Origin of the sequence: Sphingobium sufflavum (assembly GCF_021403115.1) — a bacterium.
Lineage (GTDB): Bacteria > Pseudomonadota > Alphaproteobacteria > Sphingomonadales > Sphingomonadaceae > Sphingobium > Sphingobium sufflavum.
Genome location: NZ_JAJSSH010000002.1, coordinates 118,498 through 134,619 on the forward strand (window position 1 = coordinate 118,498; position 16,122 = coordinate 134,619).

At 64.4% G+C, this 16,122-nt stretch carries 14 protein-coding genes; 10 read left to right on the forward strand and 4 right to left on the reverse strand.

Going from position 1 to position 16,122, the window contains the following annotated elements; genetic code table 11:
• Positions 1-18: 18 nt before the first annotated feature.
• Both LWE61_RS03775 and LWE61_RS03780 read right to left on the reverse strand, forming a co-directional pair.
• Positions 19-1,272: a dipeptidase gene (locus LWE61_RS03775; RefSeq protein WP_234148702.1), complete on the reverse strand. Its 1,254-nt coding sequence runs from the start codon at positions 1,270-1,272 to the stop codon at positions 19-21.
• A gap of 42 nt (positions 1,273-1,314) precedes the next feature.
• Entirely contained in the window at positions 1,315-2,040 is a 726-nt protein-coding gene (locus LWE61_RS03780; protein ID WP_234148703.1) for a metallophosphoesterase family protein, read from the reverse strand.
• Positions 2,041-2,218: 178 nt separating this feature from the next.
• Between LWE61_RS03780 and LWE61_RS03785 the strand changes: the two genes are divergently transcribed.
• The 9 genes from LWE61_RS03785 (at position 2,219) to LWE61_RS03825 (ending at position 12,812) form a co-directional block, all read left to right on the forward strand.
• Positions 2,219-3,007, forward strand: a complete 789-nt coding sequence (locus LWE61_RS03785; RefSeq protein ID WP_234148704.1) for a succinate dehydrogenase iron-sulfur subunit — start codon at positions 2,219-2,221, stop codon at positions 3,005-3,007.
• A 29-nt stretch (positions 3,008-3,036) separates the two neighbouring features.
• Positions 3,037-3,489, forward strand: a complete 453-nt coding sequence (locus LWE61_RS03790) for a PaaI family thioesterase (RefSeq protein WP_234148705.1) — start codon at positions 3,037-3,039, stop codon at positions 3,487-3,489.
• Entirely contained in the window at positions 3,486-4,613 is a 1,128-nt protein-coding gene (gene zapE / locus LWE61_RS03795) for a cell division protein ZapE (RefSeq protein ID WP_234148706.1), read from the forward strand. The genes LWE61_RS03790 and zapE overlap by 4 nt, the downstream gene beginning before the upstream one ends.
• 130 nt (positions 4,614-4,743) lie before the next feature.
• Complete coding sequence (gene mdh / locus LWE61_RS03800) at positions 4,744-5,703, forward strand: malate dehydrogenase (RefSeq protein ID WP_234148707.1); 960 nt, start codon at positions 4,744-4,746, stop codon at positions 5,701-5,703.
• 76 nt (positions 5,704-5,779) lie between these two features.
• Positions 5,780-6,664, forward strand: a complete 885-nt coding sequence (sucD, locus tag LWE61_RS03805; protein WP_234148708.1) for a succinate--CoA ligase subunit alpha — start codon at positions 5,780-5,782, stop codon at positions 6,662-6,664.
• A gap of 261 nt (positions 6,665-6,925) precedes the next feature.
• Positions 6,926-9,745, forward strand: coding sequence for a 2-oxoglutarate dehydrogenase E1 component (locus tag LWE61_RS03810; protein ID WP_234148709.1), 2,820 nt, complete (start codon positions 6,926-6,928; stop codon positions 9,743-9,745).
• A gap of 8 nt (positions 9,746-9,753) precedes the next feature.
• Positions 9,754-10,986 (forward strand): 2-oxoglutarate dehydrogenase complex dihydrolipoyllysine-residue succinyltransferase, encoded by a 1,233-nt coding sequence (odhB, locus tag LWE61_RS03815; protein WP_234148710.1) that lies wholly within the window; start codon positions 9,754-9,756, stop codon positions 10,984-10,986.
• A gap of 87 nt (positions 10,987-11,073) precedes the next feature.
• Positions 11,074-12,474, forward strand: coding sequence for a dihydrolipoyl dehydrogenase (lpdA, locus tag LWE61_RS03820; protein ID WP_234148711.1), 1,401 nt, complete (start codon positions 11,074-11,076; stop codon positions 12,472-12,474).
• 164 nt (positions 12,475-12,638) lie between these two features.
• Entirely contained in the window at positions 12,639-12,812 is a 174-nt protein-coding gene (locus LWE61_RS03825; RefSeq protein WP_234148712.1) for a hypothetical protein, read from the forward strand.
• A 97-nt stretch (positions 12,813-12,909) separates the two neighbouring features.
• Here the strand turns inward: LWE61_RS03825 and LWE61_RS03830 are convergent, their stop codons facing one another.
• Together LWE61_RS03830 and sppA are read right to left on the reverse strand one after the other, a co-directional pair.
• Positions 12,910-13,584: a GNAT family N-acetyltransferase gene (locus LWE61_RS03830; RefSeq protein WP_234148713.1), complete on the reverse strand. Its 675-nt coding sequence runs from the start codon at positions 13,582-13,584 to the stop codon at positions 12,910-12,912.
• Positions 13,585-13,600: 16 nt separating this feature from the next.
• Entirely contained in the window at positions 13,601-15,493 is a 1,893-nt protein-coding gene (gene sppA / locus LWE61_RS03835; protein ID WP_234148714.1) for a signal peptide peptidase SppA, read from the reverse strand.
• Between the two features lie 319 nt (positions 15,494-15,812).
• Between sppA and groES the strand changes: the two genes are divergently transcribed.
• Positions 15,813-16,100: a co-chaperone GroES gene (groES, locus tag LWE61_RS03840; RefSeq protein WP_234148715.1), complete on the forward strand. Its 288-nt coding sequence runs from the start codon at positions 15,813-15,815 to the stop codon at positions 16,098-16,100.
• The last annotated feature ends 22 nt before the right edge of the window (positions 16,101-16,122 follow it).

The following is a 16,122-nucleotide window of genomic DNA, read 5'->3' on the forward strand; positions in this document are numbered from 1 at the left end:
GCGGGGCAGGGGAGGCCTTTACGGCTTCGCCGGTCTGGCGGTTGCGGGCAGCCAGCCGCGCATTCCCCGCGCCACCTCTTCTGCTCCCTCCATCACCCGTAGGATATTGCCGCCCGCCAGTTTCGCCAATTCGGCGTCGGTCCAGCCACGGTGGATCAGTTCCGCGAACAGCCGGGGGTAGCTTTCCACCCCGTCCATCCCCTCCGGCAGCACGGCCAGCCCGTCATAGTCGCCGCCCAGCCCGACATGGTCATGGCCTGCAATCCGGGCGATACGCTCCACATGGTCTGCGACGGTGGCCACGGTCGCCCGTGGTTCGGGGTTGGCCGTGAGCCATGCCGCCATCGCCGCCTTCGCCCGGTCCGGCTCCCCGGTGTAGAGGATCTTGCCGCGCGCCTCCTCCGCCGCGCGGGCGCCGCCCCACAGGCGCCGGGCCTCCAATATATATTGGGGCGCGAAGTTCACCATGACGATGCCGCCATTCTTCGCCACCAGCCGCAGGACATCGTCCGGCACGTTGCGCGTATGGTCGCAGAGCGCCCGCGCGCTGGAATGGGAGAAGATGACCGGCGCGGCGCTGGTCAGGAGGGCGTCGCGCATCACCCCCTCGCTGACATGGCTGAGGTCGACCAGCATGCCCAGCCGGTTCATCTCCCGCACCACGGTCTTGCCGAATTCGGTCAGCCCGCCTCTGGGGCCATGTTTCGGATCGTCCGTCGCACTGTCCGCCCAGCTGATGCTCTTGAAATGGGTGAGCGTCAGATAGCCGACACCCAGGTCATGATAGGCGCGCAGCACGGACAGGCTCTCGTCGATCTGTCCGCCGCCCTCCGCTCCGATCAGGGACGCGATCCGCCCCGCCCTGTGCGCGGCCCGCACGTCCGCCGCCGTGCGGGCGAGGGTGAAATGTTGCGGGTATCGCAGCGCCAGCCGCTTGACGAGGTCGATCTGTTCCAGCGTCGCCTTGACCTGCTCCAGTCCCGGCAGGCTGGCGGACACATAGACCGACCAGAATTGCCCGCCGACCCGGCCCCGCCGCAGCCGTTCTATATCCGTGTCATAGTCTTTCGGGTCGAGCCGGTTGAGATCGAGCGTCCAGCGCGCATCTCCGGCCTTGTCCACCAGCGCCTCCGCCCAGTCATTATGGCCGTCGATCAGGGGTGTGCGTTTCAGGATGCGGTCGATTCGCGCCGCCTCTGCTGCTGTCTGGGCAAGGGCGGGTACAGGCAGGGACAGGAGGAGGGCGAAGGCGAGCGTGCGGCATGTCGTCATGCGGCCGAGCATAGGCCGATGTCGCGCCCACCGGAAGCGTCGTCAGACCGCTGTCACCACTGCCACCTCCAGCGATGGGCCGTCAAATGTGAGGGCGTTGAAGCTGGGCCAGCTCGCCCGCACCCGTTCGGACAGGGTGCCTGCGCCGATCAGCCGGATGGGGTGACCATCCGCCTCCACCACCGTATCGAACGGATCATGGACATGGCCCGACAATATGGCGCTGGCCCCCGCACGGGCGAGCGCGGCCAGCGCGCGTGCGCCGCCCCGCGTGCGCGCGGTGCCGCGTGTGCCACCCTCCACCAGCGGATGATGACAGGTGACGAGCCGGTGGCGGGCCGGGGTCGCGGCCAGCAGCGCCACGGCTTTCTCGACGCGGTTGTCCGTCACATGCCCCTTCGACCAGTTGAATCGCCATTGCGCCCGCGCGGTCGTGCGGAGAGACACGACCGCGACGTCGGGCAGGCTCAGCGGCCGTTCGATGAACCGCTCCACCGCCCGGTATCGGCGGTAGGGGGCGATCAGACGGGTGGCGATGTCGAAATAGGGTAGGTCATGATTGCCCACCTCCACCGACACAGGCGCGGCCAGCGATGCCAGCCAGTCGCGCGCGGCGGAAAACTCGCTGCGCCGCGCCCGCATGGTCAGGTCGCCGGTGATGAGGATAGCGTCGGGTCGCCGTGCTTCCGCTTCGGTTCGGAACCAGTCGAGAGCACTCTTGTCCTCCGCACCGAAGTGCAGGTCGCTGGCGTGCAGGATCAGGACCATGGCACGCCCCGGCTCGGATATTCGTCTGTCATGGGATGGCAACGCATCCGTCATGAAAAGGTGCCATCCGGCCTGGTTGCCTGCGACCCACTCGCAAAAGCCATCAATCCTTGATTTTTCGCGCACGCAGCATAGGAGAGGCATCCAAAGGACCGTTCCACACCGGGGAAATTGCGACATGGCCGAATTCACTTTGCCCGCCAACAGCAAGATCAGGGCAAATGGCGTAACCCACAAGGCGCCCGCCAGCGCGACCAAGGTCAAGAAGTTCAAGGTCTATCGCTACGATCCCGATTCGGGCGAGAACCCCCGCTACGATACTTTCGAGATCGATACGGATAACTGCGGTCCGATGGTTCTCGACGCGCTCATCAAGATGAAGAATGAGCAGGATTCGACCCTCACCTTCCGCCGCTCCTGCCGCGAGGGCATCTGCGGTTCCTGCTCGATGAACATGAACGGTAAGAACGGCCTCGCCTGCACCACCGCGATCGAGGATTGCGGCAAGGGCGACGTGCGCATCACGCCGCTGCCGCACATGGACGTCATCAAGGATCTCGTTCCCGACTTCTCGCACTTCTACGCGCAGTATCAGACGATCCAGCCCTGGCTGAAGACCGTGACCCCGCCGCCCGCCGGCAAGGAGCGGCTCCAGTCGCCGGAAGACCGCGAGAAGCTCGACGGTCTCTATGAGTGCATCCTGTGCGCCTGCTGCTCGACCAGCTGCCCCAGCTATTGGTGGAACAGCGACAAGTTCCTCGGCCCGGCGATCCTGCTCCAGGCGTATCGCTGGCTGGCCGACAGCCGCGACGAGCATACCGGCGAGCGTCTGGACGAGCTGGAGGATCCCTTCCGTCTCTATCGCTGCCACACCATCATGAACTGCTCGAATGTGTGTCCCAAGGGCCTGTCCCCGGCGCGTGCGATCGGCGAGATCAAGAAGATGATGGTCGAGCGCGCGGTCTGATTGGATCGAAACTGACTGGACCCGATTTCGTGGCGGAACTGGTTGCCGATGGGCCGTGGGCCGGGTGGATTCGTCATGAAGACGAGGAGCCTGATACCTATCTGAGCATCATCGGCCCCAGCTACAGCCGCCCGGAAGGCGCCCATCGCGCGACTGTCGCGGTGGAAACTCGGCCGTTTCATCGCAACCGCATGGGTGCGCTGCATGGCGGCTATATTGCGGCGGTGGCGGATCATGTCGGCTTCGCGGCGCTCAAGGCCTTGGGGCGACCGGAGCAGTTGGGCGGTGTCACCATCGACCTGCAAGTGCAGTTTCTGGGGTCCGGCAAGGTCGGTCCGGCGCTGTTCGCGGATGTCGAGATTCTCAAGGAAACCGGTCGACTATTCTTCGTGCGGATGACTTTTCGGCAGGATGATGCTCCGGTCGCCGCTGCCACCGCGACCTTTCGCAAGGCCAGCGAGCGGACCAGCGTAAAGGCGTGACCGGCGTTCTTGCCCGCTATGAGGCGCTGGTTGCCGCCGGAGAGATTCGCCCCGATCCCGACCAGCGTGCCGCCGCCGAGCGACTCGACGGCATAGCGAAGGCGCTGGAGGCGGGTGGCGGCGGCAAGGATGGGGGCGGCCTCTTTTCCCGTTTGCTCGGCAAGAAGAAGCCGGAGCCGGTGCGGGGCCTCTACATGTGGGGTGGTGTCGGGCGTGGCAAGTCGATGCTGATGGACCTGTTCTACGACACGCTGACCGTCGGTCCGAAGCGCCGCGCACATTTCCATGAATTCATGCTCGACGTCCACGACCGGCTGCGTATCGCGCGCCAGTCGGAAAAAGGCGATCCTATCCCGCCGGTGGTGGAGAGCATCGCGGCGGAGGCGCGCGTCCTCTGCTTCGACGAGATGGTCGTGAACAATATGGCCGATGCGGCAATCCTGTCGCGACTGTTCGCGGGGCTGCTCGACGCGAATGTGACGGTCATCACAACGTCCAACCGTGTGCCCGAAGACCTCTACAAGGACGGGCTGAACCGGCATCTTTTCCTGCCGTTCATCGACCTGCTGAAGGCGCGGCTGGACGTCATCACCCTCGACGGGCCGGTCGACTATCGACTGGATCGTCTGGCGGGTGCGCGCACGTGGTTGGTGCCCAACGGCGACGCCGCGACTCGCGAACTCAGCGAAACCTTTTTCCGCCTGACCGACTATCCCCCCAGCGACCGGGAGAATGTGCCATCGGAGGATGTGCCCGTCCATGGCGGTCGGTCGATCCATGTGCCCAAGAGTCTGAAAGGTGTCGGCGTCTTCTCCTTCAAGCGGCTGTGCGCGGATGCGCGGGGGGCGAGCGACTATCTCGCCATCGCGCGGCATTTCCACACGGTCGTCATCGTGGGGATTCCGATCCTGGGTGCGGAAAATCGCAACGAAGCGGCCCGCTTTGTCACACTGGTCGATGCACTCTACGAATATAAGGTCAAGTTGCTGGCCAGCGCGGAGGCGGAACCGGAAGTTCTCTACCCCAGCGGCGACGGGGCTTTCGAGTTCCAGCGGACCGTTTCCCGGCTCATGGAAATGCGGTCTCTTGACTATCTCGCGCTCGGCCATGGTGGCGAGGAATAGCAGTCATTGATATTGCGAACTGTTATCACAAATAGATGGTTCGCTGCCGCGAATCTGCATTGAATCCTTAACCCAATGGGCCTAAGCGGTCCTCCGACCAAGCGGCTCATATGCTTTTAAGGAGGACCAGATGGCCCGTAAGAAGATCGCGCTGATCGGCGCTGGCAATATCGGCGGCACGCTCGCGCACCTCGCCGCGCAGAAGGAACTGGGCGATGTGGTCCTGTTCGACATTGCCGAGGGCGTCCCACAGGGCAAGGCGCTCGACCTGTCGCAGTGCGGTCCGGTTGAAGGCTTTGATGCGAAGGTGACTGGCACCAACGATTATGCCGACATTGCAGGCGCGGACGTGATCATCGTCACCGCCGGCGTGCCGCGCAAGCCCGGCATGAGCCGCGACGACCTGCTCGGCATCAACCTCAAGGTGATGAAGGCCGTTGGCGAGGGCATCAAGAACAACGCCCCCGACGCATTCGTGATCTGCATCACCAACCCGCTCGACGCGATGGTTTGGGCGCTGCGCGAATTCTCCGGCCTGCCCCACAACAAGGTTGTCGGCATGGCGGGCGTGCTGGACTCCGCGCGCTTCTCCACCTTCCTCGCGGAAGAGTTTGGCGTTTCGGTGCGTGACGTGTCCAGCTTCGTGCTGGGCGGCCATGGTGATACGATGGTGCCGGTGGCCGAATATTCGACCATCAAGGGCATCCCGATCCCCGACCTCATCAAGTTGGGTCGTTCGACGCAGGAGCGTATCGACGCCATCGTCAAGCGCACCGCCGTCGGCGGCGGCGAGATCGTCGGCCTGCTCGGCACCTCGGCCTTTTATGCCCCGGCCGCCAGCGCCATCGCGATGGCTGAAAGCTATCTGGGTGACCAGAAGCGCATCCTGCCGTCCGCTGCCTATGTCGACGGCAAGTACGGCCTTGATGGCCTGTATGTCGGCGTTCCGGTGGTCATCGGCGCCGGTGGTGTCGAGGAAGTCGTCGAAATCACGCTGGACGAGACGGCGAAGGCCGGCCTTCAGGTGTCGATCGACGCCGTCAAGGAGCTGCTTGTTGCCTGCAAGAGCATCGACCCCAGCCTGGCCTGACGAACAAGGGGCGTCCGGTCCAGAAGGCCGGGCGCGCCTTTCCGCATAGACGTCACCGACCCGAAAAGGGGGATATATGTCCATTCTCATCGACAAGAATACCAAGGTCATCACGCAGGGCATGACCGGCGCGACCGGCACCTTCCACACCGAGACCGCGCTGGCCTATGGCACGCAGATGGTTGGCGGCGTGACCCCCGGCAAGGGTGGCACGACCCACATCGGTCTGCCCAACTTCAACACGGTCGCCGAAGCCAAGCACGCCACGGGCGCCAATGCTTCGGTCATCTATGTGCCGCCGCCATTCGCGGCTGACTCCATCCTGGAAGCGATCGACGCGGAAATCCCGCTGATCGTCGCCATCACCGAGGGTATCCCGGTGCTCGACATGGTTCGCGTCAAGCGCGCCCTGTCCGGTTCGAAGTCGCGCCTGATCGGCCCGAACTGCCCCGGCCTGTTGACCCCCAATGAGTGCAAGATCGGCATCATGCCCGGCAGCATCTTCAAAAAGGGTTCGGTCGGCGTCGTTTCGCGCTCTGGCACGCTGACCTATGAGGCGGTGTTCCAGACCACGAACGCAGGCCTGGGTCAGACCACGGCTGTCGGCATCGGCGGCGATCCGGTCAACGGCACCAACTTCATCGACGTGCTGGAACTGTTCCTGGCCGACGACGAGACCAAGTCGATCATCATGATCGGCGAAATCGGCGGCGACGCGGAAGAGCAGGCTGCACAGTTCCTGATCGACGAGGCCAAGCGTGGCCGCAAGAAGCCGATGGCTGGCTTCATCGCGGGCCGCACGGCGCCTCCGGGCCGTCGTATGGGCCATGCCGGCGCGATCGTGTCGGGCGGCAAGGGCGATGCCGAGAGCAAGATTGCGGCGATGGAGGCAGCGGGCATCCGCGTTTCCTCCAGCCCCAGCCTGCTTGGCGAAACGCTCGTCGAAGTGCTCAAGGGCTGATCTGTCGGGTCGGAACCGCTGCCGCGGCGTGGCGGTTCCGACCGGATGGCTGACGATGATCGGCAAGGCGGCGACAGGTGTTTGTCGCCTCGTGGCGCAAATGAAGCGGAAATGAGGGGCGCACGCGCGCACTCACCGGCCTTCGGGAAGGGGTCCGGTCCGCTCCATGGATGAACGGACGAACGGGGGCGAACCGCACGGCGGGTGACAGGTAAACAGGTTTACCATCATCGGCCCTAACGCAGGCGATTGGAAACGGCAATGGGATATGAAGGTCAGATAGGCGACGGATTGCCCGGTGCCGAAGTGGAGCAGGGGCCGAGCTGGGAACGGCGCGGGTGGCCGCTCGACACCACGGATGACCTGACGGCCGCGCTGGACCCGACCCAGATGGCGGTCGCGGTGAAGGCTGCCGCGAAAAAATCTGGCGCGCCGATCGGCGATGCCGATATCGCCGTCGCTGCGGCGGATGCGATCCGCGCGATGATGTTGATCCGCACCTATCGGGTGCGGGGCCATCTCGCGGCCAATCTCGATCCGCTGGGCCTGACCCAGCGTGAGTTGCCCGCGGATCTGACGCCCGAATATCATGGCTTTTCCGGTGCGGACATCGACCGCCGCGTCTATCTGGGCGGCCATCTCGGTCTGGAGTGGGGCACGATCCGCGAGGTCGTGAACATCCTGCGCGCCAATTATTGCGGCAATGTCGGCCTAGAATATATGCATATCGCCGACGTGGAGGAGCGGGTGTTCCTTCAGGATCGGATGGAAGGCGCCGACAAGTCGATCGACTTCACGCCAGAGGGCAAGAAGGCGATCCTGTCGAAGGTCATCCACGGTGAGCAGTACGAAAAATTCCTGGGCCGCAAATATGTCGGCACCAAGCGTTTCGGCCTCGATGGTGGCGAGTCCATGATCCCCGCGCTCGAAGCGGTCATCAAATATGGTGGCCAGCAGGGCGTGCGCGAGATCGTCTATGGCATGGCCCATCGTGGCCGCCTGAACGTGCTGGCCAATGTGATGGCCAAGGGCTTCCGCGTCATCTTCCACGAATTTTCCGGTGGCACCGCCAACCCGGAAGATGTCGGCGGTTCGGGCGACGTGAAATATCATCTCGGCACCTCCACCGACCGCGAGTTCGACGGGGTGAAGGTGCATATGTCGCTGGTCCCCAACCCGTCGCATCTGGAGACGGTAGACCCCATCGTGCTGGGCAAGGTGCGCGCGCAGCAGGTGTTCCGCGATGACATCGGTACGCATAACCAGGTTCTGCCCGTGCTGATCCATGGTGACGCGGCCTTCGCCGGACAGGGCATTGTGTGGGAGTGCCTCGGCTTCTCCGGCGTGTCAGGCTATAACACCGGCGGCTGCATCCATTTCATCATCAACAACCAGATCGGCTTTACGACCAGCCCGCAATTCTCGCGCGGCTCGCCCTATCCGAGCGACGTGGCGAAGGGCGTGCAGGCGCCGATCATCCACGTCAACGGCGACGACCCGGAAGCGGTGACCTTCGCGTGCAAGATTGCGATCGAATATCGCCAGACGTTCCACCGCGACGTGGTGATCGACATGTGGTGCTATCGCCGCTTCGGCCATAATGAGGGCGATGAGCCGGGCTTCACCCAACCGCTGATGTACCAGAAGATCCGCCAGCATCCGCCGGTGAGCGAAGTCTATGCCGCGCGCCTGACCGCCGAGGGCGTAATCGACGCGGGCTATTCGCAGGGCGTCACCGACGCCTTTGTCGCGCAGCTGGAAGAAGAGTTCGACGCGGCCAAGAGCTACAAGGCGAATAAGGCCGACTGGTTCGCGGGTCGCTGGTCGGGCCTGCACCAGCCCGCCAACGCCGAAACCGCGCGCCAGAATGTGGAAACCGCGATCAATCCCAAGCTGTTCGACAGCCTGGGCAAGACGCTGACTACGGTGCCGGAGGGCGTGAACGTCCACAAGACGTTGCGCCGCATTCTCGACGCCAAGACGGAAATGTTCGCCAGCAGTGCCAATTTCGACTGGGCGACCGGTGAGGCGCTGGCCTTTGGTTCGCTCCTGTCGGAAGGCTATGGCGTTCGCCTGTCGGGTCAGGATTCGGGCCGCGGTACCTTCAGCCAGCGACATTCGGTCTGGGTCGACCAGAATACGGAGAGCAAATATATCCCGCTCTCCACCGTGCCGCATGGCCGGTTCGAGGTCCTGGACAGCCCGCTGAGCGAATATGGCGTGCTGGGTTTCGAATATGGTTTCGCCATGGCCGATCCCAAGACGCTGGTGCTGTGGGAAGCGCAGTTCGGCGACTTCGCCAACGGCGCGCAGATCGTCTTCGACCAATATATCGCCTCGTCGGAGAGCAAGTGGCTGCGCGCTAACGGCCTCGTCTGCCTGCTGCCGCACGGCTATGAGGGGCAGGGGCCGGAGCATAGCTCCGCGCGTCTGGAGCGGTTCCTGCAACTGTGCGCGGAGGGCAACATCCAGGTTGCCAACTGCACCACGCCTGCGAACTATTTCCACATCCTGCGCCGCCAGATGCTGCGTCCGTTCCGCAAGCCGCTGATCATCATGACGCCCAAGTCGCTGCTGCGCCACAAGCTGGCGGTGAGCAAGGCGTCGGACTTCCAGGGCGACACGCATTTCATGCGCCTGCTGTCGGACACCAATCCGGCACCAGACGTGGAGACGAAGCGTCTGGTGCTGTGCTCCGGCAAGGTCAGTTATGACCTGATCGAGGCGCGTGACGCGGCGGGGGACAAGAACACCCAGATCGTCCGCGTGGAACAGCTCTACCCCTTCCCGACCGAAGCCTTGGCGGTGCGTCTGTCGCGCATGCCGAATCTGGAAGAGGTGATCTGGTGCCAGGAGGAGCCGCGCAACAATGGCGGCTGGTTCTTCGTGGAACCGTTCATCGAGCAGGCGCTGGATGCCGCTGGCAAGGCGCCGATGCGCGCCCGCTATGCCGGTCGCAAGGCGTCGGCGTCGCCCGCCACGGGCCTCGCCAAGCGTCACCTTGCCGAACAGGGCGCTCTCATCGCCGACGCGCTGGGCCATAGTGTCCGCGACGAAATCAAACGCCAGAAGAAGGGCTGATCATTCCCATGGCTATCGAAGTCAAAGTGCCCGTTCTGGGCGAATCCGTGACCGAAGCGACCGTTGGACAGTGGCTGAAGAAGCCCGGCGACGTGGTGGCGGCGGATGAACCCATTGTCAGCCTGGAGACGGACAAGGTTGCGGTCGACGTGCCATCGCCCGTTGCGGGCGTGCTGAGCGCGCAGCTGGTCGCCGAAGGCGATACCGTCAACGTCGGCACCGTCATCGCCGCCATCGAGGAAGGCGGCGCGGGCGCAAAGCCCGTCGCTGCGGCTGCCGCACCCGCCAAGGCGGAAAGCGCCGCACCGGCGCCTGCCGCCTCCGCCCCGGCCGAGGATAACAACAGCGTCACCCTGTCCCCGGCAGTTCGCCGTCTGGTGCTGGAGCATGGCCTCGATCCCAGCAAGATCAAGGGCACCGGCAAGGACGGCCGTCTGACCAAGGATGACGTGACCGCCGCGATCGCGGACGGCTCGGCGGTTGCAGCGGCAGCTTCGGCTGCTGCGGTGGAGGCGGTCGCTGCTACTGCTGTCCCGGCCACGCGCAAGCAGGAGCGGGTCAAGATGACCCGCCTGCGCCAGACCGTCGCCAAGCGGCTGAAGAGCGCGCAGGAAACGGCGGCGCTGCTGACCACCTTCAACGATGTCGACATGACCAATGTCATCGAGGCGCGGAACAAATATAAGGATTTGTTCGAGAAGAAGCATGGCGTCCGGCTGGGCTTCATGGGTTTCTTCACCAAGGCGGTGACGCTGGCCCTGCGCGATATTCCGGCGGTCAATGCGCAGATCGAGGGTGACGAGATCGTCTATAATGACTTCGCCGACATCTCGGTCGCGGTGTCCGCGCCCAACGGTCTGGTCGTTCCGGTCATCCGCGATGCGGAGAAGCTGAGCGTCGCCGAGATCGAGCGTACCATCGGCAATTTCGGCAAGAAGGCCAAGGAAGGCCAGTTGACGATGGAAGATATGAAGGGCGGCACCTTCACCATCTCCAACGGCGGTGTGTTCGGTTCGCTGATGTCGACGCCGATCATCAACCCGCCGCAGTCCGCCGTGCTGGGCTTGCACCGCATCGAGGACCGCCCCGTGGTCCGCAACGGCCAGATCGTCATCCGTCCGATGATGTATCTCGCGCTCAGCTATGACCATCGCCTGATCGACGGCCGCGAAGCCGTGACCTTCCTGGTCGCGGTCAAGAATGCGATCGAGGATCCGACGCGGTTGCTGATCGACCTTTGAGAATGAGCTTCGGGGCCGCGCATGTCGCGGCCCTGTCATTTGCACTATAGACAATGCCCCGTGGCGGAACGGGTGACGGAGTGAAACATGGCTGAGTTCGACTATGATGTCCTGGTGATCGGCGCAGGCCCCGGCGGTTATGTCGCCGCGATCCGGGCCGCGCAGCTTGGCCTCAAGACCGCCTGCGCGGAGAGCCGGGCGACGCTGGGCGGCACCTGCCTCAACGTCGGCTGTATTCCGTCCAAGACGCTGCTCAACGCATCGGGCCTCTATCATGAGGCGGCATCGGGTGCGCTTGCCAAGCATGGCGTGAAGCTCGGCTCCGTCGAACTCGACCTGCCTGCCCTGATGGCGGACAAGAATGACGCGGTGAAGGGCCTGACCGGTGGCATCGAATATCTGTTCAAGAAGAACAAGGTCGACTGGCTGAAGGGCTTGGCCACCTTTACCGGCGCCCACACCGTCGAAGTGGGCGGCAAGAGCGTCACCGCGAAGAATATTGTCATCGCCACCGGTTCCAGCGTCACCCCTCTGCCCGGCGTGACCGTGGACAATGATGGCGGCGTGGTGGTGGATTCCACCGGCGCGCTGGCGCTCCCCGCCGTGCCCAAGAACCTTGTCGTGATCGGCGGCGGTGTCATCGGCCTCGAACTTGGTTCCGTCTGGGGCCGTCTGGGCGCGAAGGTGACGGTCGTCGAATTCCTCGACCAGATCCTGCCCGGTATGGACGGCGACGTCCGCGCCGAGGCGGCCAAGATTTTCAAGAAGCAGGGCTTCGACATCAAGACCTCGACCAAGGTCACGGGCGTTAGCGTCAAGGGCAAGACCGCCAGCGTCACTGTCGAACCCGCAGCGGGTGGAGAGGCGCAGACCCTGGAAGCCGATGCGGTGCTGGTCGCCATCGGCCGCCGCCCGAATACGGAGGGGCTGGGCCTCGACGCCATCGGGTTGGCGCTCAATGCGCGCGGTCAGATTGAGACGGACCATGATTTCGCCACCAGCGTCCCCGGCGTGTGGGCGATCGGCGATGTGATCCCCGGCCCGATGCTCGCCCATAAGGCGGAGGATGAGGGCGTCGCCGTTGCGGAGAATATTGCGGGCCTGACCGGCATCGTGAACCATGACGTGATCCCGTCCGTGGTCTACACCCACCCGGAAATCGCCGGCGTCGGCCTGACCGAGGAAGCGGCGAAGGCCAGGGGCGCGGTCAAGGTCGGCAAGTTCCCGATGATGGCGAACAGCCGGGCCAAGGCGATCAGCGACACCGACGGCTTCGTGAAGATCATCGCGGATGCCGAGACGGACAAGGTTCTGGGCGTCTGGATCATCGGTGCGCCCGCGGGCACGATGATCGCGCAGGCGGCACAGGCGATGGAGTTTGGCGCGTCGAGCGAGGACATCGCCTACACCTGCCATGCGCACCCCACGCACAGCGAAGCGATTAAGGAAGCGGCGATGGCCGTGCGGGGCAAGCCCATCCATATGTGAGCCATCCGTGCCCGTCCGTCCCTCTTTGGCAGGCTCGAAGGGGACGGGCGCGGACGGACTGTCCTGTTTCGGGATGGTTCCCGGTCGGGTACGACCTTGGTTGCGGTTCCCGTGGGACGCCGATGCGTCTAGGTGGGGACAAGCAAAAAGGTCGGAATTTCAATATGAATCGTTATTCCATCGCTGCCCTTGTGGTGGTCGCGGCGCTCTCGGCCATGTTGTCGACGGGCATGTCGGTCGATGTCCCCGTTGCGCAGGCGGTCGCTGCGGTCGGCATGGACCGGCATGCGGAGCAAGGTCTTCTCATCGCGCGGCATGACGGCTTGACGCAGCCCTGATCCGGCGAAACCGCTCTGATATAGTTTCGCCCGCGCGATCGGAGCAGCGTGAAGCGGGTTGTTGGTTGATTGTCCCTACTTCGCCACATCTGTTGGGTTAGCAGGGGCACAGTTGCGGTCGACGTTTGGTTTCCGGTGCGGCTCTCCGCAGGGCATGATGGGTAGGCGGCATCCTGAACGATGTCCTTTCCGTGCGGATGCTCGGCTCACGGCAGAGCCTCCCAACTCCCGCTCTCCGACAGCGTTTGACGCCCTTTCTCGGCAGTCCGGTATCCCTATCCCCCAGCGCCCGCTGGAACAGTCCTACATCGACCCATGTGTTGAACTTCCAGCCGACCGCATTGTGGGTACCGGTCTGCCGAAAGCCACAGCGTCGATGCAGTGCGACGCTCGCAGGATTGGGCAGGGCAATCAGCGCGACGGCCTGCCGACACCCCAACTCCGCCAATATCTGGAGCAGCAGGTGATAGAGGCGCGTGCCTAGTCCCCGGCCGATTGCATCCCGTGCCAGATAGATGGTCGGCTCCACGGTGAAGCGATAGGCGTGCCGGGCATGGAAGGGTCCGGCATAGGCATAGCCAGCGATCCCGCCGTCCGTTTTCTCCGCCACGACCCAGGGCAGATGTTGTCCCAGTACGTCGGCGATTCGCGGTGTCATGGTCGCGCCGTCAGGCGGATCGGTCTCGAACGTGATCGCCGTATCGCGGACATAGGGTGCAGAAAGGGCGGCTAGGGCTGCGGCATCTTCTGGCCTTGTCCGACGCAGGATCACCGGTGGGCGCGCCAATTTACCGGGCGTTCAGCCACGCGCCCAGCCAGCCCCAGATCCCGCCGTTCGCGCCCGCCTTTGCGACGGTGGATGGTGGCCCGCCCAGCCCCCGGCACTCCAGACAGTCCGCCCGGATCGCGGACCCGGACAGCATTGCCCGCGCCTGCACCAATGCCCCCTGCGCCGCCTGCTCCCGCCTGCGCGACTGGAGGGTCAGCCAGTCGAGCGCCGCCGGGCGTGCTTTCGTCCCGGCCCGTGCGCTGACCGACCCCAGAAATTGCGAGACAGGGTCGAGTGTGGGGTCCAGCCAGCGGGGACGGGCATCGGTACCGGTCAGCTTGGCGCGCCGCGCCGCCTCCGCCACGGCATCGTCCAGCCCGCCGAACGCATCGACCAGCCGCAATTGCCGGGCAGAGCCGCCATCCCACACCCGGCCCTCCGCGATTTTCTCTGCCTGATCGACGGGCAGATGCCGTGCGGAGGCGACCAGTCCCACGAACTGGCGATAGACATGCTCGACCGTGGACTGGGCGATGGCATTGAATGCGGGGCTGACCCCGCCCGTCACATCGGGTTCGCCGGACAGGGGCGTGGTGCGGACGCCGTCGCTGGTCACGCCGATCTTGGCCAATGTCCCCTCGAAGCTGGGCAGGATACCGAACACCCCGATGGAACCGGTGATGGTGGACGGTTCGGCATAGATTTTTTGCCCCGCCGTGCTGATCCAGTAGCCGCCGCTGGCCGCGACATTGCCCATGGAGATGACGACCGGCAATCCGGCTTTGCGGGCCTGCATCACCGACTGGCGGATCGCCTCCGCCGCTGTCACCGAGCCGCCGGGAGAATCGACGCGCACCACCAGCGCCTTGATCTTGTCATCGGCCAGCGCGTTGTCGATCAGGGCGGCGATGCTGTCACCGCCCGCGCTGCCCGGTCCGGCTTCGCCATCCACGATTTCACCCGCGACGGTCACGACGCCGACCTTGCCCTGATCGCGGCTGGCGGGATGACGGCGCAAATAGTCCTCCAGCGGGATGGAGGCATAGGTGCCGTCATTCTCCGGGTCTGCGCCGGCAATCTCCGTCACTCGGTCGTTGAAGCCATAGTCGTCGCCCAGCTTGTCCACGAGACCGCGCGAGAGGGCTGCCTTGGCCGCATCGCCCTTGAAATCGCGGGCGACGAGCATCGGGTCTGCGGCATAGGCGGCGACCTGCGCCTTGGGCCGGGCGCCGTGGACATTGGCGATCCAGTTGCTCCACAAAGAGGAAGCAAGCGCTTGTGCGGCCTCCTTGGCCGGAGGCGACTGGTCGGCGCGGATATAGGGTTCGACGAAGCTCTTGTAGGTGCCCACGCGGTAGATATGGGTTGTGACGCCCAGTCGGTCGATCAGTCCCTTGTAATAGAGCTGGCTGCCGCCCGGCCCCGCGATGGCCACGAAGCCGAAGGGGGATAGCCATACCTCGCTGGCATGGGCCGCGATCTGGTATCCGCTATCGTCATATTGCACGGCATAGGTGAGGACCGGCTTGCCTGCGCGGCGCACCTTGTCCATCGCCGCGCCCAGCCGCTGCCCGGCGACATGGCCTGTGCCTGTGAAGCGCGACAGGTCGATGACCACAGCCTTGATCGCATCGTCGCCTGCCGCCGTCTCCACCGCATGCACCACGTCGCGCAGCCGGTATTCGGGCGCCGACTCCGGTGCGCCGATGACGCTGAGCGGATCGGAACCGGCTGGCTGTTCGACCAGTGCACCGTCCAGACTGACATACAGTGCGCCCCGTGCCGGGGCGGGGGCGGGTCGCACCATGGAAATGGCGGCATAGATGGCGATGAAAAAGCCGATGAGGAACAACAGGACCAGTGCGTCCTTGACGACCATGAGGAGACGCCATGCGCCCTTGATGAATCCCACCCGTCATTCCTTCTGTCATCCGGCCGGATCATGGGGTTGGCCGATAGGGACCGATGTCTAGAACATGGCGTGTGCTGCCGCAATCGCCGCACGCTTCGTGTCAGGGAGGATGCGGGCGGCAAAAAAATCTGGCAACCCGGCTTGACCCTCCGTTCCGGCGGCCCATATTGCGCCCTGTTAGCACTCTGACCCAATGAGTGCTAAGCATGGCTTTCGCGCCCGCGACACCACCGTTCGATTCCCTGTTCCCCGGCCTTAAGGCTGGCCAGGACAAGGGCGGACGGCGATCGCGGCGCCTGTTTAGGGAAAGGGAACTCATATGGCATTCCGTCCGCTGCACGACCGCGTGCTCGTTCGCCGCATCGAAGCTGAAGAGAAGACCGCTGGCGGCATCATCATCCCCGATACCGCCAAGGAAAAGCCGCAAGAGGGCGAGATCGTCTCCGTCGGCACCGGCACCAAGGCCGAAGATGGCAAGGTGACGCCGCTCGACGTCAAGGCTGGCGACCGCGTGCTGTTCGGCAAATGGTCGGGCACTGAGGTTAAGGTCGACGGCCAGGACCTACTCATCATGAAGGAAAGCGACATTCTCGGCGTCATCGGCTGATCCGCTGACCCGATTGTTGCAG

Excerpts from the sequence above, each read along its gene's own strand:
- lpdA (WP_234148711.1), top strand. The coding sequence starts at position 11,074 with ATGGCTGAGTTCGACTATGATGTCCTGGTGATCGGCGCAGGCCCCGGC.
- odhB (WP_234148710.1), top strand. The coding sequence starts at position 9,754 with ATGGCTATCGAAGTCAAAGTGCCCGTTCTGGGCGAATCCGTGACCGAA.
- LWE61_RS03810 (WP_234148709.1), top strand. The coding sequence starts at position 6,926 with ATGGGATATGAAGGTCAGATAGGCGACGGATTGCCCGGTGCCGAAGTG.
- LWE61_RS03825 (WP_234148712.1), top strand. The coding sequence starts at position 12,639 with ATGAATCGTTATTCCATCGCTGCCCTTGTGGTGGTCGCGGCGCTCTCG.
- mdh (WP_234148707.1), top strand. The coding sequence starts at position 4,744 with ATGGCCCGTAAGAAGATCGCGCTGATCGGCGCTGGCAATATCGGCGGC.
- sucD (WP_234148708.1), top strand. The coding sequence starts at position 5,780 with ATGTCCATTCTCATCGACAAGAATACCAAGGTCATCACGCAGGGCATG.
- LWE61_RS03785 (WP_234148704.1), top strand. The coding sequence starts at position 2,219 with ATGGCCGAATTCACTTTGCCCGCCAACAGCAAGATCAGGGCAAATGGC.
- LWE61_RS03775 (WP_234148702.1), bottom strand. The coding sequence starts at position 1,272 with ATGACGACATGCCGCACGCTCGCCTTCGCCCTCCTCCTGTCCCTGCCT.
- LWE61_RS03780 (WP_234148703.1), bottom strand. The coding sequence starts at position 2,040 with ATGGTCCTGATCCTGCACGCCAGCGACCTGCACTTCGGTGCGGAGGAC.
- groES (WP_234148715.1), top strand. The coding sequence starts at position 15,813 with ATGGCATTCCGTCCGCTGCACGACCGCGTGCTCGTTCGCCGCATCGAA.